Origin of the sequence: Exiguobacterium sp. s149 (assembly GCF_018618395.1) — a bacterium.
GTDB lineage: Bacteria > Bacillota > Bacilli > Exiguobacteriales > Exiguobacteriaceae > Exiguobacterium > Exiguobacterium chiriqhucha.
In genome coordinates, this window is record NZ_JACSLZ010000003.1 from 264,051 (window position 1) to 285,958 (window position 21,908).

Consider the following 21,908-nt stretch of genomic DNA (forward strand, 5'->3'; position numbering starts at 1 on the left):
ACTAGGTCAATAATTATTATTGTATGATAAGGTGAAAAAGAAAAATTTAGGCGATTCAATCCAAATAAATGTGAAAGGAGGGGGCGGGATGAAAAACGCAATTGGTCTGATAAGTTTGGCTGCCGTACTATTAAGTGGCTGCGGAGCGAATGAAATCAATGCGCTCAATTTACGACCGCTGTCGACGTATGCAATTCAACAAGACCGAGACATTCCGTTGACGTCTGCGTTGAAGACGCGATTGTTGAATTACTGTGAGCGGCAACCGACAGACGTGTTGCCGACGCGTCGGGCCGAATTGGCGGCTATCACATTCCGCCACCCCTTCTATGACGAATTAGGTAGTAAGACCGTCAAATATTGGCGGAGCGGGGACGAGCGTTACGTCTCTTGTTTGAACAGCAACGAACAAAATGAGCGCGTCTTCCGTACCGATGCCATTGAGGCGTTCGAGTCCGCGGCGGGGTCAGAACCGAGGGAGGTCGATGTCGGCAACACGCTATCGTTCATTCCTGAACCAGACGTCACGACCGTGGCGCGCGCCTTCGCGGTCAACGAGACGCATGAGACGATTGTTCCCGGTTCGGTATTCCGGTACCACACACCGGACCGTGGCGCGCTTCATGTCACCTATCACGTCTATAAAGACGGTGCCGAGACGGGACAGTTTATTGAGCCGGGACTGTTCGTCTTCGAGAGCGGTAAGAATGAAGGCGTGGCGTTCTTGACCCAGTTGGCCGATCAACGGATTACGCTCCAGATGGGTACAGAACAGGCGCGGGACCGAACCGTGTTACCTAGTTCGCTTTCGGGTGAGTACGTGCAAATCGACTCGATGGAAGCCGTCTTTAATTTAGATGCCGAAGGACGGCGGCTCTTGAAGCGAATCGTGCTCGCAGATGAGCCGATCGAAGACGTCTCGGAGCAGGACTCTGCCGTCTTATCGACTCGTTATGATACCGTGATTGAGGTATGGGGGGCCGTCCAACGGCCAGGCGCCGGTGAATTGACGATCACATCGGAGCAAAAAGATGCGATGCGTTTGGCGACATACGAGACGGAGACGAAGACGGCTCATCTTGGTGGCCCGAATACGCGTGAACTGTTCGAACTGTTGTCCCGCGTGAAGACGACGACTGCCGCACCGACGGGCGAACGCCGGGGAACGCTCGCGTTATATGAGCAGTTGACCGAGCAACGGTTCGACGTTTGGATCGAGGAAGAGAAAGATACCCTTCAACTGATGGACGTCGAGACGAAGCGGGTTTATTTGATTGATCAACTGGAATTAGAGGAATTACTGGACACTTACATATAAGCTAAAAACTATTTTTTTCCCGTTTCATGACACTTTCATGTCGTGAGACGGGTTTTTGTTTTCAAATTGACACTATGTTTTCGTAAAAAACTATCCTATAATTTTTTTTGCGAAGGTTCAACATTACATACACGAATCCGATACATCCATAAAACACACAGCACTAACCTTCTCGTCATTTGAATATAAGAAAAGGGGGAGCCACGAGACACAACTCCATTCAACCATCATCGTCCGTCACCACGTTTTGTCAGTCATCAGGAGAGGAATGGGTAGTGAAATTGAAAAAGTTAATTATGTCTCTAATGGTAGTGTTGTTGATTGTTAGTCTGAACATGTCTAAAACGGGGGCACAAACCATGAACCCACTCGACGGTGTGAAGAACTATCAAGTGTATTATGGCCATCCAACGGCAGCGATTTTGAAAGATATGCAAAACTATGACCTCGTCATTATTGAACCGCTTCATTACACGAAAGCGCAAGTGGAGCAAATCAAAGCACGCGGGACAAAAGTACTCGGATATATTAGCGTCATGGAAGTCGCGACATGGAACACAGGTCTCATGTCAAAACTTCAGTCAGGTGACTTCTTTACGCGTAACGGACAACGTGTCCATTACTCGGAATGGGATTCATACTTGACGAACATCGCCTCACCGCACTTCCAAGGGTTGCTCCTCACGGAAATCCAGAACCAAGTCGTCGCCAAAGGCATCGATGGCGTGTTCATGGATACGGTCGGTGATATCGATAACGAACATTTGAACAATCCTACCGTGCTCAAACAGCAACGTGACGGACTCGTCAACTTCTTGAAGCAAGCACGGGCCCGCTATGGTGAGATCGCCATGGTCCAAAACTGGGGCTTTGACACGTTAGAAACGTCAACGGCACCTTACGTTGACGGCATCATGTGGGAGAGTTTCAACGCCGACACGATCAAGAGCGACGCTTGGTCACAAAACATGATTAAGAAATTACAAGCAGTCGACGCGAAGCATTCGGTCAAGACGCTCACGATTTCGACACGTCTTAGCGCGGAAAGCCACAAGCTCGCCAAAGATTCTGGGTTCATCCATTTCCACGAAGCGGATGCTTACGTGAACTGGAACGCAGGTCTCGTGACGCGTACACAGGATACGACGCCGGCACCGGTCGCAGTAGCACCGACGACGAAGCCAGCTGAAACGACAACGACGAAGCCAGCTGCGACGACAACGACGAAGCCAGCTACAACGACTGCAACGAAGCCAGCTACAACGACTGCAACGAAGCCAACTACAACGACAGCAACGAAACCGGCTACAACGACAACGACGAAGCCAGCTGAAACGACAACGACGAAGCCAGCTACAACGACTGCAACGAAGCCAACTACAACGACAGCAACGAAACCGGCTGCGACGACAACGACGAAGCCTGTAACAGAAACGGCGACAAAGCCTGTCACAAAGCCAGTCTCAGCTCCGAAAGCAGATGCCTCGACGGACAAACCGACCGAGTCGAAACAAAAAGAAAAAGCTGACTGGAAGCAAGAGAAGAAAGACAAAAAAGAGAAGAAGAAGGCGAAAAAGCATGCCAAAAAACATGCTAAAAAGCATGCCGGCAAGCACAGCTCGTCTAACGACCATCACGCCGCCAAAGGAAACATGTGCGGAAAAGTGAAACACAAGACGGCCGGTTTCTTAAATTTCTTCAAATTCTAAACCATGTGTCACCTGAACTCCGAGGGATCGATTTCGTTCCTTCGGGTTTCGTCTGACCTCTTAAAAAACAGAAGTTGACCCTACCTTTCTCAGAAAAGTTAGGGTACAATGCTCAAGAGAGATTGAGAGAGGAGTGAAGCATGATGGGCAAAGTACACGTTTATGACCACCCATTGATTCAGCACAAGATGACGATTATGCGTAAAGTAGAGACGGGGACGAAGCAGTTCCGTGAACTCGTAGACGAGGTTTCGTCACTCATGGCATATGAAATTACACGCGACCTTCCGCTTACTGATGTGGAAATCGAGACACCGGTCTCTGTATCGACACAGAAGATGATTGCCGGCAAAAAATTGGGAATCGTCCCAATTTTACGGGCAGGCCTCGGCATGGTGGATGGCTTCCTCAAAATGATGCCGAACGTCAAAGTCGGTCACATCGGTTTATACCGTGACCCAGAGACGCTCGAGCCGCACGAATACTATCTCAAGTTGCCGACGGACGTCACAGAACGTGACTTCATCGTCGTCGACCCGATGCTCGCGACAGGCGGTTCAGCAGCCGACGCGATTGCCGCGCTTAAAAAGCACGGTGCCAAGTCGATTAAGCTCGCTTGCCTCTGTGCAGCCCCTGAAGGTGTGGAACGTGTTCAAGCCGAACACCCGGACGTCGAAATCTATCTCGCCGCACTTGACGAGAAGTTGAACGACCACGGCTACATCGTACCAGGACTCGGTGACGCAGGTGACCGTCTGTTCGGAACGAAATAAGCATGAACCCGATGAGAGGATCCTGGTGATCCTCTCTTTTTTGTGGGAATGTGCACCAATCGATTCAAATTAGTTGAGACGATCGAAGAGACGGCCGATAGTAGAAGAGGAAGAGACCGTAAGTCGGTCCGACGTCGGGATAAGGGAAGAGACACGATGAAGACTAAATTCTCGCTACTGCAAAGATACTTACTCATCTCCTTGATGGCGTTGTTTTTGACGAGCGTCTGGAGCTATAGCGCGTTTCAGGACATCGAGCAGGAAAATCGACGGATTGTCGAGGAAGCCATCCCGATTTCGAACGCTGTCTCGGAGCTGTTTCGGCTATTGCTCGACCAAGAGCTATCGGTTCGGGGCTATACATATAACCAAGACGCGCAGTCGCTCGAACAGTATGAGGCGACGAAACAATCATTGGAGGAGACGATTCGTATTATTCGTGAACTCGACGAGCGTCATCCGATTATGCAGGAATTGATTCAAGACGAGGCGTTGCCGCTCATTCAAAAAATGGAGGCGTTTCATGCGTCGCAAATCGAACTCATCGAGGCGGGGGATGTCATCCCCGCGAACGCGCGTCGCTATAGTGGCATCGATTATATCAACCAGTTCCGAGACGTCGATGCGGCCCTTCGTGAAGACATCGACAACATCATCCAACAAGCCACGCTTCGGAGTGAAACTGCCTCGAATTCAGCGAAATGGGTCATCTTCATCGTCGTCGGCATCGCATTGTTGCTGTTGATGACGTTCATGCATACGTTCCGGCTCGAGCGCAGCAAACAAGCGCTCATCCATCGCTCGCTCCATGACGCCTTGACCGGGATTTGGAATCGTCGAGCTTTTGACGAGAAGTTAGAACGGATGTGGGACGAAGCGACCGATACCGAAGACGTGCTTGCGCTCCTTTTGCTTGATATTGATGCGTTCAAGACGTATAACGACACATACGGCCATTTGGCCGGAGACGCTTGCCTCGAACGGGTGGCGAACGCGATCGACAAGGCGGTCGGGGAAGACGGCATGACGGCACGTTATGGAGGCGAAGAGTTCGCGGTGCTCCTGCGGCCACGTCACGCGCGCCAACCGAAAGAAATCGCGGAACGGATTCGGCAGGCGGTGCTCAAACTGAACATCGTGCACGAAATGTACACCCCGTTGCGAAAAGTGAGTGTCAGCATCGGCGTCGCCGAACATGCGCCAACGCCAAGTGGCGATAAGACCGACTTGATTGAGGCGGCCGACCAAGCCCTCTATCGGGCGAAGCAGAGTGGGCGCAACCGCGTCTCGGTCGGCCAGGCGACGAACGTAGGTTAAAAGCGGACACAGAAAAAAGACGACCTTCCCGATTCAAACGGGAGGGTCGTCTTTCGTATAGGTTTATTGTTCAATCAATCCTTCTTGGATGAGGAAGTCGCGGGCGACTTTCTCCGGACGTTGTTTCTCGACGTCAGCAAGATAATTGAGCTCTTGCATCGTCTCGTCCGTGATTTTCCCGCTCAGCAAGTTCAATACGTCCGCGAGCTCAGGATGCTCGGCGAGCGTCTCTTCACTGACGATTGGGACCGCGTAATACGGCGGGAAGAACTGTTTGTCGTCCTCGAGGACGGTCAAATCGAAGCGTTTAAGCAAGCCGTCGGTCGAGAAGCTGTCGATGGCGTTACTCTCATTGTTCATGAGTGCCGTATAGCGGAGTCCGCCGTCGACCGGTTTCACGTCCTGGAAGTTGAACGGATACGCTTCTTTCAAGCCAAGGTATCCGTCTTCACGGTTCGAGAACTCGATTGTCGGACCGAAGACGAGCTCGTCACTCACCGCAGCGAGATCTGAGACGGTCTTTAAACCGTATTTATCGACGTCTTCTTGTTTGACGGCGATGGCGTAGGTGTTATTGAAGCCGATTGGATCGAGCGTGCGGATATCGAAACGTTCGTTCACTTGTGTCACGACTTTGTCGTAGACGACGTCCGGGTCGTTCTCGACTTCTTGCTTCAATACATCTACGAACAACGTGCCCGTATATTCGACGTACGTATCAATCTCACCGGTCCGTAGGGCGCTGAAAGCGACCTGGGTCCCGCCGAGGTTCAATTGACGTTTCACATCGAGGTCTGTCTTGTCTTCAATCAAGTCGGCGACCATGTTCCCGAGAATCAATTGCTCGGTAAAGTTTTTCGATCCGACGACAATCGTGTCATCTTCACGGGTGAAGGCATAAATCGAACCGGCGAGGAGTAGGACGAACGCCGTCGCGATGACGATGAGTGGTTTCGTGACTTTCTTCGCCGAACGACGCGTCTTTTTCTTCATCCGGCCATCCGCGAGGACGATGCCGTTCGGTGCGACCTTGTACTCGATGCGGCTGACGATGAAATCAATCAACAGTGCGAGCAGACCGGCCGGGATGGCACCGGCAAGGATTTGGTTGTTGTCAACGGTCTGAATCCCGGCGAAGACGAGATAGCCGAGACCACCGGCTCCGACGAACGCGGAGATGGTCATGAGTCCGACGGCCGTGACCGCCGAGATGCGAATCCCGGCCATGATGATCGGGAGCGCGAGCGGGAGCTGAATCTTACTCAAAATCTGACGGTCGGTTAGGCCGATCCCTTTAGCTGACTCGAGCGTATCACCCGGGATGCTCGAGAGGCCCGTGTACGTGTTCTTCACGATCGGGAGGAGCGAGTATAAGACGACCATGATGATGGCCGGCGTCGACCCGATTCCGATGAACGGGATGAGGAAACCGAGGAGAGCCAAACTTGGTACGGCTTGGACAACGCTCGTCAGCCCGAGAATCGGTTTCGCGAGGCGCGGAATCCGTAAGATGAGAATCCCGAGCGGTACCCCTAACAGGACCGCAAGTGAGACGGCGAACACCGTTAGTTGTAAGTGTTCGAGCAAGAGCGTCCCGATTTGATCGGTATTGTTCGTGAAGTAATCGAAAAATGATTGAATGGCGTTCATAGCGTTTCCTCCTCTTGCATGAATTGCTCACTGAGGACGGAAAGCAAACTGCTGCGTGTAATCAAGCCGTGAAGTATTGAACCGTCGACGACGGGGAGGTACCCTTGGTCGCTCGTGTTCATGACGTCTAAAATGTCGAGAAGCGAGTCCTCGATTGAGACGAAGGCGTAATTCGTATTCATGACTTCCTCGAGTCGCTTCGTCTTGTCTTGAATGCTGTGGACGTCCTTCAATTTGATGAGTCCTTGGAGGACGCGATCACGGTCGGTGATCAACAGGCTGTCGACTTTACGTGAACGCATGATTTCAATCGCTTGAAGCACCGTCCGTTTCCCGCTGATTGATACCGGATCGGTGATCATGATATCTTTCGCTTTAATGAATTCAGGGCTGTTCCAAATCCGATTCTTCCCGATGAACGACTCGACGTATTCGTCTTTCGGGTTCCGGAGAATTTGTTCCGGAGTATCGAATTGGACGATTTCCCCGTCGCGCATGATACAAATGCGATCGGCCAGCTTGATCGCCTCATCCATATCATGGGTGACGAACACAATCGTCTTTTTCACTTCTTCTTGAAGATTGAACAGCTCTTCTTGGAGATCGTTTCGAGTGACAGGGTCAAGGGCGCTGAACGGTTCATCCATCAAAATGACTTCCGGGTCGTTCATGAGGGCACGGGCGAAACCGATACGCTGCTGCTGACCGCCGCTCAATTCGCTCGGATAGCGATCGATGAATTGGTCCGGGTCGAGGCCGACCATACGGAGAAGGTGTTCGGTGCGTGCGTCCATGTCTTGTTCGGCATGTCCTTCGAGGCTCGCAATCAATTGAATGTTTTCGCGAATCGTCATATGCGGAAAGAGGCCGGTCTGTTGAATGACATAGCCCATCTGGCGCCGCAATTCGATCGGATCCATTTTGCGTGTGTCTTGGCCGTTGACGATAATCGTGCCTTCCGTCGGCTCGATCAAGCGGTTAATCATTTTCAACGAGGTCGTCTTCCCACAGCCGGACGGGCCGATAAAGACGACGAGCTCACCTTTGTTGATTGTGAGATTCATCTCTTTCAAGACGGTCGTTTGTTTGAACGTTTTCTTGACTTGTTTAAACTCAATCATGCAGTCACCCTTTTCAATAATTATTTTCACATAATCTTATATGCCCGTTGTTAGATGATTGTAAACATTTTTTTCGAAAAAAGAGTTTGAACCTCTGATAAAGCGGGGATTATTATTGTCATTTTTATTCGAAATGAAAAAGAGAGGAGGACACGTGTAGCCAGTGTCTTCCTCTCAATACGTTAGTTTACATGAATATCCATCGCCTCGACGAGTAAATCTGCCAAATGGACAGCGCGCATCGAGTCGGTCCCGTGTTCTTGAATGCCGAGCTGCATCTGCATGTGGCAGCCCGGATTCGATGTCACAATCGTTTGTGCCGCCGTGGCGTTCACGTGACCCATCTTCATCTCGAGGATGTCGTTCGCAATCACCGGTTGCAATAGATTGTAGACGCCGGCCGAGCCACAGCAGTGGTCGGCATGCTTCTGTTCGATATAGACGGCGCCTTCGATTGCCTGAAGCAACACCCGTGGGGCGAGTGCCCCTTTTTGCACGTTGCGGAGGTGGCACGAGTCTTGGTACGTGATGAGCTGCTCCGGTAGGGAGAGCGGTACGCGGTCGAGGAAGCCGACCTCAATCAAAGTCGAGGCGAAGTCTTTAATCTTGGCCGTGAACCGTTCCGCGCGTTCGGCCCATTCCGGGTCGTGCTTTAACAGATGGTCATAGCCGACGAGGAACGCACCGCAACCGCCGGCGTTCGTGATGATGTAATCGACGTCCTCGGCCTCGAACGCTGCGATATTCTGCTTGGCGAGCGTGACGGCGCCCGTCTGTTCACCGGCATGACCATGTAAGGCCCCGCAACACTGTTGCGTTTTCGGGATGACGATGTCGCAGCCCGCCGCTTGGAGCAGTTTAATCGTGTTGGCATTCGTCTCATAGAACATCGTGTCCATCAAACAGCCGCTGAAGAAGGCGACTCGGGCCGTTGTCGCTCCCGTCGCCGGGATTCGCTCTGGACGTCGACGTCGCTCCGTCTTCGGCGGGACCGTCGGTAAAATCGTCTCCATCTTCTGGAGCTGGTCCGGGAACCAATCGAGGATGCGGAGCTTGTGAGTGAGCGTCTGGACGCCAGACTGTTGATAGAAGCGGAGAAAGCCCGTCGCCGTCTCCATCTTCGCCTTATTCAAGAACAGCCCGTCAAAGACGACTTTGCGGACGAGACGTTCGCGGACCGGCATCTGCCCGGTCGCACGTTTATGTTCGGTGATGGCGGCGCGTGCGTCCTCGAGCAGAACGCTATAGCGTACCCCGGCCGGGCATGCCGGCTCACAGGCGAGACAACCGAGACATTCGTTGAGCGTCTTTTCGACGCCCTCGTCCGGTTCAATCAATCCGTCGACGACACCTTTCATGATGGCGATGCGGCCGCGCGGGGAGGCCGACTCGTCTTTCGAGCGGATATATGTCGGGCAAGTCGGCAGGCAAAAACCGCAGCGCATGCAGCCGAGCATCTCTTCATAGTCGAGCTTCTCGGTCATGCGGCTGGCGAGTTCGGGCGTCTGCTTCATGATTTACCTCCTTGGACGATGCGTTTTTTCGCCGCTTTGGCGAACATCTTCTGCGGGTTCATGATGCCGTGCGGATCGAAGGCGAGCTTGATGCCTTTCATGACGTCTATCCCGGCCGGACCGAGCTTCCATTCGAGATACGGGGCTTTCATCGCCCCGACCCCATGCTCGCCGGTAATCGTCCCGCCGAGGTCGAGCGCGGCGGCGAAAATATCAGCGAACGCCGCCTCGACACGTTCCATCTCCTCATGATTCCGGGCATCGGTCGCGACCGTCGGGTGCAGGTTGCCGTCCCCGGCATGACCGAACGTGGCGATTTGAATATCATACGCTTGTCCGATTGCTTCGATGCGCCGGACCATCTCGGCAATCTCGCTCCGTGGCACGGTCGCATCCTCTAAAATCGTCGTCGGGCTGAGTCGGGCGAGGGCGGACAAGGCGATGCGCCGGGCGTAGCGGAGCGTCTCAGCATGCGCCTCGTCTCGGGCCACTTCGACCGACAAGGCCCCTTCTTCTAGACAGACGGCATGCATCGCCTCGATGTCTTGTCGGACGACGTCACGCGGGCCGTCCTGTTCTAATAGAAGGAGAGCGCCGACGTCCGTCGGCAATCCGATGTTCGCATACGCCTCGACGACCTCGATCGTCTTCTTGTCCATGAACTCAAGCGTCGCCGGGATGACGCGATTCTCGATGATGCGGCTCACTGTTCGGGCCGCGCTGTCCAAGTCCTCGAAATAAGCGAGCATCGTCTGTTTTGTCTCGGGGAGCGGGATGAGCTTGAGTGTCGCTTGCGTAATGACGGCGAGTGTCCCTTCCGAGCCGACGAGGAGACGCGTCAAATCGTACCCGGCCACGTCCTTGGCGAGCTTGCCGCCCGTATGGAGGACATCCCCGTTCGGGAGCACCGCCTCGAGCGCGAGCACGTAATCGGCCGTCACACCGTATTTCAATCCGCGTAACCCACCTGAGTTCTCGCTGATGTTGCCGCCAATCGTCGAGATTTTCATCGAGCTCGGATCCGGCGGGTAGAACAGTCCTTTCGCCTCGACGGCTTGCGCTAGATGGACAGTGATGCAGCCCGGCTCGACCGTCACCGTCAAGTTCTTCTCATCAATCTCGAGGATGCGGTCCATATGGCGGAAATCTATGACGACACCACCAGAAAGCGGCGTCGTCCCGCCAGCAAGGTTCGTCGCCGACCCACGGGGGACGACTGGGATGCGGTATGTATGGCACAGCCGTAGTACAGTCTGTACATGTTCGGTCGAGCGGGGGGCGACGATGGCGTCGGGCATCGCTTGATAGTTAGGTGTCGCGTCAAACGAATAGGCGAGTCGGGTCGTCGGGTCCGTGAAGACGACGTCGGCACCGATTTCCTCACGTAATTGATTCATCCAGTCCATGGTAGTTCCTCCTCACATGCATCAAAATTTTCATGATGCGGGCGTCGGTTTCGAAAGTCACAAAATCGACACATTTTTAGATAGCGCTTACATCGTAATCGTAGCCATTCGAACTGGTATTGTCCACCCATTTCGGCTTGATGGGAAGGGATTTCCAGACGTGTGGACGATAAAAATCGCCCTGTGAGATTCATCACTACAAATTCGTCAGAACCCCTCGACATGACAAAAAGATAATCGGTATACTGATACAGGAAGATGAAAACGATTTCAAAATCGGGTCAACGTCCGTTTCAAAACCTTTTGTGAACGTAAGCCGTTTGTCATTGTGTTTTCCAAAACGTGGAGGTATAACTGAACTATTCTTCATCTGATTCGCAATGTGAAATGTTATAAAGTCAACATTTTTATTTCACCGTTTCTTCATACTTTTTTAAAATTTAGCGATTTTAATTTAGTTTGTGAACTGCGTAAAAGCCTTGATACACCTTGATTTAAAGCGCTTTTATAATTGTGAAATTCATTGACTTCTTATGCCATTTCCAGTACTCTGAACTTGTGTGACTTTTGATGGTCACGCGAGTGTGAATTCGATGGAGAAGACGGAAAGCTCGGCAGCTCGAAAGGAGGATCAGGATGACGAAAAAAGACAATCGTTACCTATCCTACGCCTCGCTCGCCTCTCAAATTTCGACCGCGCTCGCTGGACCGATCGTCATCGGTTATCTCGTTGGCCAATACGGGGCGAGACGTGAGTTTTGGGGCACGTTTGGTTGGAATGTGTCGGTGTTTCTGGGGATGGCTCTCGGAATCACGGCGCTTGTTCTCACCCTTCGAAGTTTACTGACAGGAGAGGACGAATGAAGCTAGAACAAAAGGAACTACAACAAGTGCAAGCAGACAGAAAAGCACAAAAGCAGTTGATGAAACGCTATACGAAGTGGTTTATCGGATGGTTCGCCATTCTCCTCATCGGAGCGCTCATCGTCCCTATGTACAAACCGGTATTTCTCGGCTTGTTCCTAGGTGGGGTCGCCAGTCTCATTATTCTACATATGCAGAATCGAAGCGTCATTCGGATGTTTGACGTCATCGAACATGGACGACGCCCAAAGTCGCACGGGACTGTTTCAAGAATGGCAGTCGGTGCACTAGCCGTGATAGTCGGTCTCTTTTATGAGGATCGAGTATCGCTGATTGCGGTGGTAACTGGTCTAATCGCCGGCCACATCATACAATTTGGCGAGTTCACACTTGCCCAGCTCAGCAGGAAAAGAGGTGAATACTAATGGGTCATGAGTTTCCCACATATTCTCTACAACTCGGAGATTATACGTTATATGGGAGCTGGACGAACGTCATTACGGTGCTGATCGCATCACTACTCGTATTTACGTTTGCCGTTTGGGGAACGCGACGCTTGGCTATGAAGCCGACTGGTAAGCAGAACTTAATGGAATTCTTCGCAGAATTCACACGCGGGATTATCTCAAGTGCGATGGACTGGAAGACTGGGGGCCGTTTCATCGGGTTTGGAATGACGTTGATTTTGTTCATTCTCTTCTCGAACTTGATGGGTCTACCGTTTAACGTCATTTCTGGTCACTATCTATGGTTCAACTCACCGACGGCCGATCCTTACGTCACGTTGGCATTGTCGACACTCGTCGTTGCAATGTCGCACTATTACGGCGTGAAGCTACACGGTTTGAAGCACTACTCGGCGGAATTCGTGAAGCCGGTCTGGTTCTTATTGCCGATCAAGCTCATCGAGGAGTTCGCGAACACCTTGACGCTCGGTCTGCGTCTTTACGGTAACATCTTTGCCGGTGAAATCATGATTACCATCATCTTGGGACTCGCAATTACCGCAGAAGGGGCACTTAACCCACTCGGTGCTGTGTTCGCAATTCTCCCAATGATTTTATGGCAAGGCTTCTCAATCTTTATCGGGGTTATCCAATCCTACATTTTCCTGACGCTTGCAATGGTGTACATCGGGCATAAAGCTTCTGCCGAGCATTAATTCGGGCAGGTCTCGCCAAAGCGTTGAACAAAAAAACTATTTACTTAACTTTTAGGAGGAATATACACAATGGAACAACTCAATCTTCTTGCAACAGCACTCGTTATCGGTCTTGGAGCACTCGCGGCGGGTATCGGTAACGGTCTCATCGTATACGGAACAGTACAAGGACAAGCACGTCAGCCAGAACTCAAAAACGAACTTCGTCAAACAATGTTCATCGGTATCGGTTTGGTTGAAGCCCTCCCGATCATCGGTGTGGCTGTCGGTTTCCTTCTCCTCAACTCTTGATTACGAGTTAACGAGAACAACGTAAGAGGGAGCGTGTCTCCCTCACTTATTTAGTCAAGAGGAGGGTATGCATGGATACGATGATGATTGCAGCTGGTGCTGGTGGCGAAGGCCTCCGCATCCTGGATATGATCTTTACACTTTTCACATTCCTCGTACTCTTGGCCCTGTTGAAGAAATTTGCTTGGGGACCACTCCTTGGAATGATGAGACAGCGTGAAGAGTATGTAGCGAACGAAATTGAACTCGCTGAAAAGAGCCGCAAAGATGCGGAAACATATGTAGTCGAACAACGTGACGCGCTCAGCGCAGCACGGACAGAATCGAAAGAAATGCTTGATTCAAGCCGTCGTCAAGCAGAAGCGGAACAAGCACGTTTGGTGGAGCAGGCGCGTTTGGAAGCCGAACAAATCAAAATCGAGGCGGGTAAAGCGATCGAACGTGAGCGTGAGCTCGCGAAACAATCGCTCCAGACCGAAGTCGTCACACAGGCGCTCTCGGCCGCACGCCACGTCCTTCAGTCAGACCTTAAAGGCGACGAAGTGAAACAACGTGCCCTCGTTACAGACTTCCTGTCTAAAGCGAAAGGTGCTAACTGATGAACACATCGTTAGCAAAACGCTATGCCAAAGCGCTCTTCGACTTAGCGCGGGAACAAGGCGCGCTCGACCAAGTCGAAGCGGAAGTGCGTCTGCTCGATGAAGTGCTCCACGCGACTCCTGAACTTGCGAATCTCTTAGAGAATCCGGCAATCAGTGACAGCGAGCTTGCACAGCTTTTAACACATAGCTTTGGTGACATGACAGATATCGTGCTCAACACACTTCTCGTCATGGTCGAAAACGACCGTGCGAGCGAAGTTCGCGGCTTGTCGCGCTACGTCCTTGATTACATCAATGACTACCGTGGCATCGCCGAAGGGTTCGTCACGAGTGCTTACCCGTTGTCGGCAACAGAGTTGAAAGAAGTCGAACTCGTCTTCGGACAGAAGATGAACAAGACACTTCAATTGAAGAACGTCGTCGATGAAGACGTCATCGGTGGACTCCGTGTCCAAATCGGCTACACGACGTATGATGACACAATCGAAAACAAACTAACACGCCTCGAGCGTGAATTGTTGAATGCGTAAGAAATAGGGGTGAATTCAATGACGATCAAAGCTGAAGAAATCAGCGCCCTGCTAAAAGAGCGGATCGCTTCGTACGGTTCTGAAATCGAAGTCAGTGAGACAGGTACAGTCATTCAAGTAGGTGACGGTATCGCTCGTGCATACGGACTCGATAACGTTATGGCGGGGGAACTCGTAGAGTTCTCTAACGGCGTAATGGGCTTGGCGCAAAACTTAGAAGAAGGTAACGTCGGGATTATCATCCTTGGCGACTACAAAGGCATCAAAGAAGGCGACTCGGTAAAACGTACGGGCCGCATCATGGAAGTTCCAGTCGGTGAAGCGCTCCTCGGACGCGTCGTCAACCCACTCGGACAACCAATCGACGGTCTCGGACCGATCGTGACGGACACATACAACCCGATCGAGCGTAAAGCTTACGGCGTTATGGCCCGTAAGTCAGTTCACGAACCGCTCCAAACTGGGATTAAGGCGATTGACGCCCTCGTACCAATCGGTCGCGGTCAGCGTGAGCTCATCATCGGTGACCGTCAAACTGGTAAGACTTCGGTCGCAATCGATGCGATCATCAACCAAAAAGAAGAAAACATGATCTGTATCTACGTCGCAATCGGTCAGAAAGAATCGACTGTCCGTGGCGTAGTTGAGACGCTCCGTCAAAACGGCGCTCTCGATTACACGATCGTTGTTTCGGCATCGGCTTCACAGCCAGCCCCACTTCTTTACCTCGCACCATTCGCTGGGGTATCGATGGGTGAGTACTTCATGGACCGCGGACAACACGTCCTCGTCGTGTATGATGACCTCTCGAAACAAGCGGCAGCTTATCGTGAGCTCTCGCTTCTTCTCCGTCGTCCTCCAGGCCGCGAAGCCTACCCAGGGGATGTCTTCTACCTCCACTCACGCCTTCTTGAGCGTGCGGCGAAGTTGAACGACGAACTCGGCGGCGGCTCATTGACAGCTCTTCCGTTCATCGAGACACAAGCGTCGGATATCTCGGCGTACATCCCGACGAACGTTATCTCGATCACAGACGGTCAAATCTTCCTTCAGTCGGACCTCTTCTTCTCAGGGGTACGTCCAGCGATTAACGCCGGTCTCTCGGTATCGCGTGTTGGTGGTTCGGCTCAAGTGAAAGCGATGAAGAAAGTTGCTGGTACGCTCCGTCTTGACCTCGCGTCATACCGTGAGCTCGAAGCGTTCGCCCAGTTCGGGTCGGACCTCGACAAAGCGACACAAGCGAAGCTCAACCGTGGACAACGTACCGTTGAAGTCTTGAAACAAGACTTGAACGCACCGCTCTCGGTCGACAAGCAAGTTATCATCATCTACGCACTCACGAAAGGTCATCTCGATGATGTCCCAGTCGAAGACATCCGTCGTTTCGAAAAAGAAATGAACGCATGGCTCGACCAAAACCGTGCGGACCTCTGCCGTGAAATCCGTCAAACAGGAAACCTTCCTGCTGACGAGGCGATGGTCGATGCGCTTACGGAATTCAAAAAGACGTTCTCGCCATCGGTTTAATCCGGTGACGAGCGTCTATTAAGGTGGTGAATCGAAATGGCATCATTACGTGAGATCCAGATGCGGATCACCTCGACCCAAAGCACGAAGCAAATCACGAAAGCGATGAACATGGTGTCGGCTTCGAAATTGAACCGCGCTCAAGGGAGCAACGCCAACTTCAAGCCGTACATGACCAAGTTGCAGGAAGTCATCTCGTCGATTGCCGGCGGTACTTCAGGCGCAACACACCCGATGCTTCAAGTCCGTCCCGTTAAACGGACCGGCTATATCGTCATCACGTCAGACCGCGGACTTGCTGGTGGATACAACGCCAGCGTCCTTCGTGACGTGTATCGCGAGTTGAAAGCCAAACACGATTCAACAGACGAGTACCGTCTGTACGTGATCGGGAAGGTCGGCGTTCAGTTCTTCAAGGCCCGTAACATTCCGGTGTACAGTGCCATGACAGGACTCAACGACCAGCCATCATTCGTTGAAGTCGCAGAGATCGTCAAACAGACGGTCGGCGCGTTCAGTGAAGGCGAGATTGATGAATTGAAGCTCTGCTACAACTCATTCATCTCTGTCATCAGCCAAGAAGTGAAGATTGATCGATTGCTTCCGCTTGGGAATATCGAACAGACCGCATCCAATGTGATGTATGAATACGAACCAGAAGAAGAAACGATCTTAGCAGCGCTTCTCCCGCGTTACGCGGAAGGACTCATCTACGGCGCGCTCCTCGATGCAAAAGTATCGGAGCACGCGGCTCGGATGACGGCGATGTCGAACGCGACAGACAACGCGGATGAACTCATCCGTGGACTCAAGCTCAAGTTCAACCGCGCGCGTCAAGCGGCGATCACACAAGAAATCACAGAGATTGTCGGAGGTGCGGCTGCGCTTGAATAAGCGCACGCCCTCTAGATTGTAGGAGGCTAACACGATGAACGAATACGGCATGAAAGGCCGCGTAGTCGCAGTCATGGGCCCAGTTATCGACGTTAAGTTTGACAACCACTTACCGAACATCTATAACGCCCTTAAAGTCACACACGTGGCTGCATCGGCACAAGATGTCAGCGTCGACTTGACGCTCGAAGTGGCGATCCACCTTGGCGATGACACGGTCCGTACGATTGCGATGGACTCAACAGACGGCGTTCGCCGCGGCATGGAAGTACTTGACTTAGGTTCACCGATTTCAGTACCAGTCGGAGAAGAGACGCTCGGTCGTGTCTTCAACGTACTCGGTAACCCGATTGACGATAAAGAAGTGTCACCGACTGTTCGTCGGTCACCGATTCACCGTCAAGCACCGACGTTCGATGAGTTGTCGACAAAAGTTGAAATCTTGGAAACGGGAATCAAAGTCGTCGACCTTCTCGCACCATACATCAAAGGTGGTAAAATCGGCCTCTTCGGTGGTGCCGGTGTAGGTAAAACCGTTCTCATCCAGGAACTCATCAACAACATCGCGCAAGAGCACAGCGGTATTTCTGTATTCGCAGGAGTCGGTGAGCGTACGCGTGAAGGAAATGACTTGTTCCACGAGATGACGGACTCAGGCGTTATCAAGCAAACGGCGATGGTCTTCGGTCAGATGAACGAGCCGCCGGGCGCGCGTCTTCGCGTAGCCTTGACGGGTCTTACAATGGCAGAATACTTCCGCGATGAGCAAGGACAAGACGTTCTTCTCTTCGTCGATAACATCTTCCGTTTCACACAAGCAGGTTCGGAAGTTTCAGCCCTCCTCGGTCGGATGCCATCTGCTGTAGGTTACCAGCCAACACTCGCAACGGAAATGGGTATGCTTCAAGAGCGGATCACGTCAACAGCTAAAGGATCGGTCACATCGATTCAAGCGGTTTACGTACCAGCCGATGACTATACTGACCCGGCTCCAGCGACAACGTTCGCTCACCTTGATGCAACGACTAACTTAGAGCGTCGTCTTTCGGAGATGGGTATTTACCCAGCCGTTGACCCGCTCGCATCGACTTCACGTGCCCTCTCGCCTGACATCGTCGGACCAGAGCACTACGAAGTAGCCCGTAACGTCCAGCAGACGCTTCAACGTTACAAAGAGCTTCAAGATATCATCGCAATCCTCGGTATGGACGAGTTGTCTGAAGACGATAAGCTCACGGTTCACCGTGCCCGTCGTATTCAGTTCTTCTTGTCACAAAACTTCCACGTGGCTGAGCAGTTCACAGGCCAAAAAGGTTCGTACGTACCAGTTAAAGAGACAGTTCGCGGCTTCAAAGAGATCCTCGATGGTAAACACGATGATCTTCCAGAAGATGCATTCCGTCTCGTTGGTCCAATCGAAGACGTCATCGAAAAAGCGAAGACGTTGGTCTAAGACCTACACGGAAGGGGGAAACTAGACGATGAATACTCTTCACGTCAACGTCGTCACCCCGGATGGTGCAGCCTATGAGGGCGAGGCACGGATGGTGATTGCCAAATCGGTGACCGGTGAACTCGGTATCTTACCGAAACACATCCCGATGGTGACACCGCTCGATATCTCAGTTCTCAAACTGCGCCACGAAGATGGTGGACGCACGCTGATCGCACTCAGTGGCGGTTTCATGGAAGTTCGTCCCGATACGGTGACGATCTTAGCTGAAACAGCCGAAATGGCGGATAAAATCGACTACGACCGCGCTTCTGCGGCGAAAGTTCGTGCCGAGCGTCGTCTACAAGACACGAAGCTCTCGGACCTCGAATTCCGTCGTGCGGAGCTCGCGCTCAAAAAAGCGATTAACCGTTTGAGCATTCGCGATATCAAAGAATAACCGACATCTCTCCTGCAGCCGCAGGGGAGATTTTTTGTGGATGGACCGAATCAATCACGTTCCTTCATTATATATGGGTCTAAAGCATCAAAAGTTTTACGCCCAAATAGTGGAAGATAGGCGCACCTTATCCGATAATATAGATGGGAACTACGGTAAAGGAGACAATGGGATGAAAGTTTATGTTGCGCGCCAACCGATCTTTGATCAAAAATTACGCGTCTGTGGCTATGAACTGTTATATCGCCGCAGCGAGAAAAATATATTTGAACATGTCGATGACGCACTTGCGACCGCCGATGTGATTCATAACGCCTATCTCGTTTTCAACTTCCGGGAGTTGACGGAAGGGACGAGAGCGTTCATCAACTTTCCGCAAAACTTGATTGAGAGTGAGGTCCCGGCTTTACTGCCAAGGCAGACGCTCGTCGTCGAGGTGCTCGAGCATGTCGAACCGACGGAGAAAGTCTTGGCGGCGTTACGTTCGTTACGTCGGAAAGGCTATACGATCGCCCTCGACGACTTTGTGTTCGAAGAGAAGTATCGGCCGCTCATCGGACTCGCCGATATCATCAAAATCGACTACCAGGCGACACCGATCGACCAACAGAAGCGGCTCATCGACGCCCTCGGCCATCGCGTCGAATTTCTGGCGGAGAAAATCGAGACACCGTTTGAATATGAGATTGCCAAGAAGCTCGGCTATCACATGTTCCAAGGCTACTTCTTCAGTCGTCCGACGGTCGTCCACGGTGCGGAGGTCCATCCGCTCCGGCATACGCTCGTCGAAGTGCTGAAGGAACTCGATAAGCCGGAACCGGACTTCCGACGCATCGCCAGCCAAATCGAACGAAGCGTCGACTTGTCGTATAAAATGTTACGCTCGGTCAACACGGTGTATCAAAAGGGACGTCACACGATTCAATCAATCGAACAGGCCGTCGCGCGTATCGGGCTCGATGAGATGCGGCGTTGGTCGTATTTGATGCTGTTGCGTGAGCTACAGACGTCCGAATCGAAAGAATTGATTAAACAGAGTGTCATCCGCGGCAAGATGATGGAATTGATTGCGGCCGAGACGTTACCGCACGTGGCGGCGTTCGACGCGTTCATCACGGGTATCTTCTCGTCGCTTGACGTCATCTTGGATGAGACGATGCAGACGCTCGTGTCGGAGCTTCCGGTCGAACCAATCGTCAAGGCGGCTCTCCTCGGGGACGACAACGAATTACGCGGGTTACTTGAGACCGTTCTCGCCTACGAGCAATTGACGGTCGACGTCGATGAGACGATGCCGGATTTGTCTCGACACTATGTCGAAGCCATCCGTTGGAGCCAAACTTATGATGCTGAAGTGAATAATGTTTGAAATATTGAAGGGACGTCAATTACTGTACTAAGGCCATGCGCCGATTGACGTTCCTTTTGTATGCGGTTTTTGGAGAGAAAGCGAGTTGATCGGATGAACCCATTCAACCACTCACTTGAACGCTAAGTCTTTTTTTCTCTAACGTGACATGCTATGATTAAAAACGGTACGAATTTTTGAAAAGAGGGGAATCGTCGATGCTAAACACCGTATTATCGCTCTTCATCTACGTCGTAGCGATCTACGTCGCTTGGTGGGCGCTCATGCCGGTCAAATGGGACCGCTTGCTCAATCAAGTGAGGAGTCCGCAAGCAGCTGTCTTGCGCGTCCTCGTGGCCGTCGTCTTCGGTTCACTGATCGCCCAGTTCTTTTTGGAGTATATCCGATTGGCTCAGGCACTCGCACCATTGCAGTAGGCAGGGAAATGATTACTAAACTGTAATCCTGCTGTAACGTATCGTATATGTTTATCGTGATAGGATAAATTCGTCTGACATGACGAAATTTTTCATCAGAATTTTATGGTTGCTTTTATTATTATTTTTCTCTCTGATGAAGCGTCACGTAATACAAACCATCATAGTAATCGACACAACCACATCCGGTAACGGATATCGACGTATAAAACAAAAAATTAACGAAGTTGGAGGACAAAGAGAGATATGAAGGATTTGATTGTAGTCCGTGGAGGACGTAAATTGTCAGGTACTGTGCGTGTTGAAGGAGCTAAAAACGCCGTACTCAAAACATTGGTTGCCACTCTTTTAGCAGGTGAAGGAAAGTCGGTACTTCAAAACGTGCCGCGCCTCGCTGATGTGTACACGATTAACAAAGTGCTTCGCCACCTCGGTGCAGAGGTTGCATTTGACGAAGCGAGCAATGAAGTCACTGTCGATGCGTCGGGCACAATCAAAGACGAGGCGCCACTTGAGTACGTCCGTAAGATGCGTGCTTCAATCCTCGTCATGGGTCCTCTTCTCGCTCGCCTTGGGCACGCACGTGTTGCGATGCCGGGCGGTTGCTCAATCGGCTCACGTCCGATTGACCTCCACTTAAAAGGGTTCGAAGCAATGGGTGCAAAGACGGTCATCGGCAACGGTTTCGTTGAAGCTTCGGTTGACGGTCGCTTGAAAGGTGCGAAAATCTACTTGGACTTCCCATCTGTCGGCGCGACAGAGAACATCATGATGGCTGCTGTCCTCGCGGAAGGCACGACGATCATCGAGAACGTCGCCAAAGAGCCTGAAATTGTTGACCTTGCCAACTTCTTGAACGGTATGGGCGCACACGTGCGCGGTGCCGGTACAGAAACGATTCGCATCGAAGGTGTCGATAAGCTTCACGGCGCTGAGCATTCAATCATTCCTGACCGCATTGAAGCAGGTACGTTCCTCGTCGCTGGAGCCATCACAGGCGGCGACATCGAAGTCATCGGTGCTGAGCGCGAGCACCTTCGTCCGCTCATCTCGAAGATGGAAGAAATGGGCGTCAAGTTTGAGGATACAGCAGAAGGCATGCGTGTCATGGCACCGGATGAGTTGAAGCCGGTCGACGTGAAGACAATGCCACACCCTGGTTTCCCGACTGACATCCAAGCTCAAATGATGGCACTCGTCTTGAAAGCAGGCGGTACATCGGTCATCACAGAAACAGTGTTTGAGAATCGCTTCATGCACGTGGAAGAGTTCCGCCGCATGAACGCAGACATTAAAATCGAAGGCCGTTCGGCCATCATCAAAGGTGGCGTTCGCCTCCAAGGTGCTGAAGTCGTCTCGACTGACCTTCGTGCTGGTGCTGCCCTTGTCCTCGCTGGACTCATTGCGGACGAAGAGACACGCGTTGGCGATCTCTACCACATCGACCGTGGATACGTCGACTTCCACAAGAAATTGCAAGCTCTCGGTGCTGACATCGAGCGCATCCAAGGGAACGTCGAAGTTGCCGAAGAAATGGTTAAGAACTAATTAAT

Annotated in this window: 21 protein-coding genes; 17 read left to right on the forward strand and 4 right to left on the reverse strand. The window is 51.9% G+C overall.

Annotation, left to right across the window (positions count from 1 at the left end; genetic code table 11):
• The first annotated feature begins 88 nt into the window (after positions 1 to 88).
• The 4 genes from KNP81_RS06400 to KNP81_RS06415 all read left to right on the forward strand — a co-directional run bounded on the left by KNP81_RS06400 (position 89) and on the right by KNP81_RS06415 (position 5,117).
• On the forward strand, positions 89 to 1,318 hold the full coding sequence (locus tag KNP81_RS06400) for a hypothetical protein (RefSeq protein ID WP_214719342.1): 1,230 nt from the start codon (positions 89 to 91) through the stop codon (positions 1,316 to 1,318).
• A gap of 359 nt (positions 1,319 to 1,677) precedes the next feature.
• The gene (locus KNP81_RS06405; RefSeq protein WP_214719343.1) at positions 1,678 to 3,027 is read left to right on the forward strand and encodes a glycoside hydrolase family 191 protein; all 1,350 of its coding nucleotides are present in this window, start codon (positions 1,678 to 1,680) and stop codon (positions 3,025 to 3,027) included.
• A 143-nt stretch (positions 3,028 to 3,170) separates the two neighbouring features.
• Positions 3,171 to 3,800, forward strand: a complete 630-nt coding sequence (gene upp / locus KNP81_RS06410; protein ID WP_021066126.1) for a uracil phosphoribosyltransferase — start codon at positions 3,171 to 3,173, stop codon at positions 3,798 to 3,800.
• A gap of 156 nt (positions 3,801 to 3,956) precedes the next feature.
• Positions 3,957 to 5,117 carry a GGDEF domain-containing protein gene (locus tag KNP81_RS06415; RefSeq protein WP_251130285.1) on the forward strand — a complete coding sequence of 387 codons (1,161 nt, stop codon included), beginning with the start codon at positions 3,957 to 3,959 and terminating at the stop codon, positions 5,115 to 5,117.
• 63 nt (positions 5,118 to 5,180) lie between these two features.
• Here KNP81_RS06415 and KNP81_RS06420 read toward each other — a convergent pair whose 3' ends face one another.
• From KNP81_RS06420 to KNP81_RS06435, 4 genes are all read right to left on the reverse strand, one after another.
• Positions 5,181 to 6,767 carry an ABC transporter permease/substrate-binding protein gene (locus tag KNP81_RS06420; RefSeq protein WP_214719344.1) on the reverse strand — a complete coding sequence of 529 codons (1,587 nt, stop codon included), beginning with the start codon at positions 6,765 to 6,767 and terminating at the stop codon, positions 5,181 to 5,183.
• On the reverse strand, positions 6,764 to 7,888 hold the full coding sequence (locus tag KNP81_RS06425; protein WP_021066129.1) for an ABC transporter ATP-binding protein: 1,125 nt from the start codon (positions 7,886 to 7,888) through the stop codon (positions 6,764 to 6,766). Before KNP81_RS06425 ends, KNP81_RS06420 begins: the two co-directional genes overlap by 4 nt.
• Before the next feature lie 182 nt (positions 7,889 to 8,070).
• The gene (locus KNP81_RS06430) at positions 8,071 to 9,333 is read right to left on the reverse strand and encodes a (Fe-S)-binding protein (protein ID WP_214719389.1); all 1,263 of its coding nucleotides are present in this window, start codon (positions 9,331 to 9,333) and stop codon (positions 8,071 to 8,073) included.
• Between the two features lie 65 nt (positions 9,334 to 9,398).
• On the reverse strand, positions 9,399 to 10,799 hold the full coding sequence (locus KNP81_RS06435) for an FAD-binding oxidoreductase (protein ID WP_251129010.1): 1,401 nt from the start codon (positions 10,797 to 10,799) through the stop codon (positions 9,399 to 9,401).
• Positions 10,800 to 11,444: 645 nt separating this feature from the next.
• On the opposite strand from KNP81_RS06435, the gene KNP81_RS06440 reads away from it, so the two are divergent.
• The 13 genes from KNP81_RS06440 to murA all read left to right on the forward strand — a co-directional run bounded on the left by KNP81_RS06440 (position 11,445) and on the right by murA (position 21,903).
• The gene (locus KNP81_RS06440) at positions 11,445 to 11,672 is read left to right on the forward strand and encodes a hypothetical protein (RefSeq protein ID WP_021066132.1); all 228 of its coding nucleotides are present in this window, start codon (positions 11,445 to 11,447) and stop codon (positions 11,670 to 11,672) included.
• On the forward strand, positions 11,669 to 12,097 hold the full coding sequence (locus KNP81_RS06445) for an ATP synthase subunit I (RefSeq protein WP_214719346.1): 429 nt from the start codon (positions 11,669 to 11,671) through the stop codon (positions 12,095 to 12,097). The genes KNP81_RS06440 and KNP81_RS06445 overlap by 4 nt, the downstream gene beginning before the upstream one ends.
• Positions 12,097 to 12,834: a F0F1 ATP synthase subunit A gene (gene atpB, locus KNP81_RS06450; protein WP_021066134.1), complete on the forward strand. Its 738-nt coding sequence runs from the start codon at positions 12,097 to 12,099 to the stop codon at positions 12,832 to 12,834. The genes KNP81_RS06445 and atpB overlap by 1 nt, the downstream gene beginning before the upstream one ends.
• A 69-nt stretch (positions 12,835 to 12,903) precedes the next feature.
• Positions 12,904 to 13,125, forward strand: a complete 222-nt coding sequence (gene atpE / locus KNP81_RS06455) for a F0F1 ATP synthase subunit C (protein ID WP_012727360.1) — start codon at positions 12,904 to 12,906, stop codon at positions 13,123 to 13,125.
• A 71-nt stretch (positions 13,126 to 13,196) separates the two neighbouring features.
• Complete coding sequence (atpF, locus tag KNP81_RS06460) at positions 13,197 to 13,724, forward strand: F0F1 ATP synthase subunit B (protein WP_021066136.1); 528 nt, start codon at positions 13,197 to 13,199, stop codon at positions 13,722 to 13,724.
• Positions 13,724 to 14,257 carry a F0F1 ATP synthase subunit delta gene (locus tag KNP81_RS06465; protein WP_214719347.1) on the forward strand — a complete coding sequence of 178 codons (534 nt, stop codon included), beginning with the start codon at positions 13,724 to 13,726 and terminating at the stop codon, positions 14,255 to 14,257. Before atpF ends, KNP81_RS06465 begins: the two co-directional genes overlap by 1 nt.
• Before the next feature lie 18 nt (positions 14,258 to 14,275).
• Positions 14,276 to 15,784, forward strand: a complete 1,509-nt coding sequence (gene atpA / locus KNP81_RS06470) for a F0F1 ATP synthase subunit alpha (RefSeq protein ID WP_114165153.1) — start codon at positions 14,276 to 14,278, stop codon at positions 15,782 to 15,784.
• Positions 15,785 to 15,820: 36 nt separating this feature from the next.
• The gene (gene atpG / locus KNP81_RS06475) at positions 15,821 to 16,678 is read left to right on the forward strand and encodes an ATP synthase F1 subunit gamma (RefSeq protein WP_214719348.1); all 858 of its coding nucleotides are present in this window, start codon (positions 15,821 to 15,823) and stop codon (positions 16,676 to 16,678) included.
• A 34-nt stretch (positions 16,679 to 16,712) separates the two neighbouring features.
• Positions 16,713 to 18,131 (forward strand): F0F1 ATP synthase subunit beta, encoded by a 1,419-nt coding sequence (gene atpD, locus KNP81_RS06480; protein ID WP_285222543.1) that lies wholly within the window; start codon positions 16,713 to 16,715, stop codon positions 18,129 to 18,131.
• 28 nt (positions 18,132 to 18,159) lie between these two features.
• Positions 18,160 to 18,570 carry a F0F1 ATP synthase subunit epsilon gene (locus tag KNP81_RS06485; RefSeq protein ID WP_128123479.1) on the forward strand — a complete coding sequence of 137 codons (411 nt, stop codon included), beginning with the start codon at positions 18,160 to 18,162 and terminating at the stop codon, positions 18,568 to 18,570.
• 172 nt (positions 18,571 to 18,742) lie between these two features.
• Positions 18,743 to 19,939 (forward strand): EAL and HDOD domain-containing protein, encoded by a 1,197-nt coding sequence (locus tag KNP81_RS06490; protein WP_251129003.1) that lies wholly within the window; start codon positions 18,743 to 18,745, stop codon positions 19,937 to 19,939.
• Positions 19,940 to 20,136: 197 nt separating this feature from the next.
• Positions 20,137 to 20,355, forward strand: a complete 219-nt coding sequence (locus tag KNP81_RS06495; RefSeq protein WP_214719349.1) for a DUF1146 family protein — start codon at positions 20,137 to 20,139, stop codon at positions 20,353 to 20,355.
• A gap of 246 nt (positions 20,356 to 20,601) precedes the next feature.
• Complete coding sequence (gene murA / locus KNP81_RS06500; RefSeq protein ID WP_214719350.1) at positions 20,602 to 21,903, forward strand: UDP-N-acetylglucosamine 1-carboxyvinyltransferase; 1,302 nt, start codon at positions 20,602 to 20,604, stop codon at positions 21,901 to 21,903.
• The last annotated feature ends 5 nt before the right edge of the window (positions 21,904 to 21,908 follow it).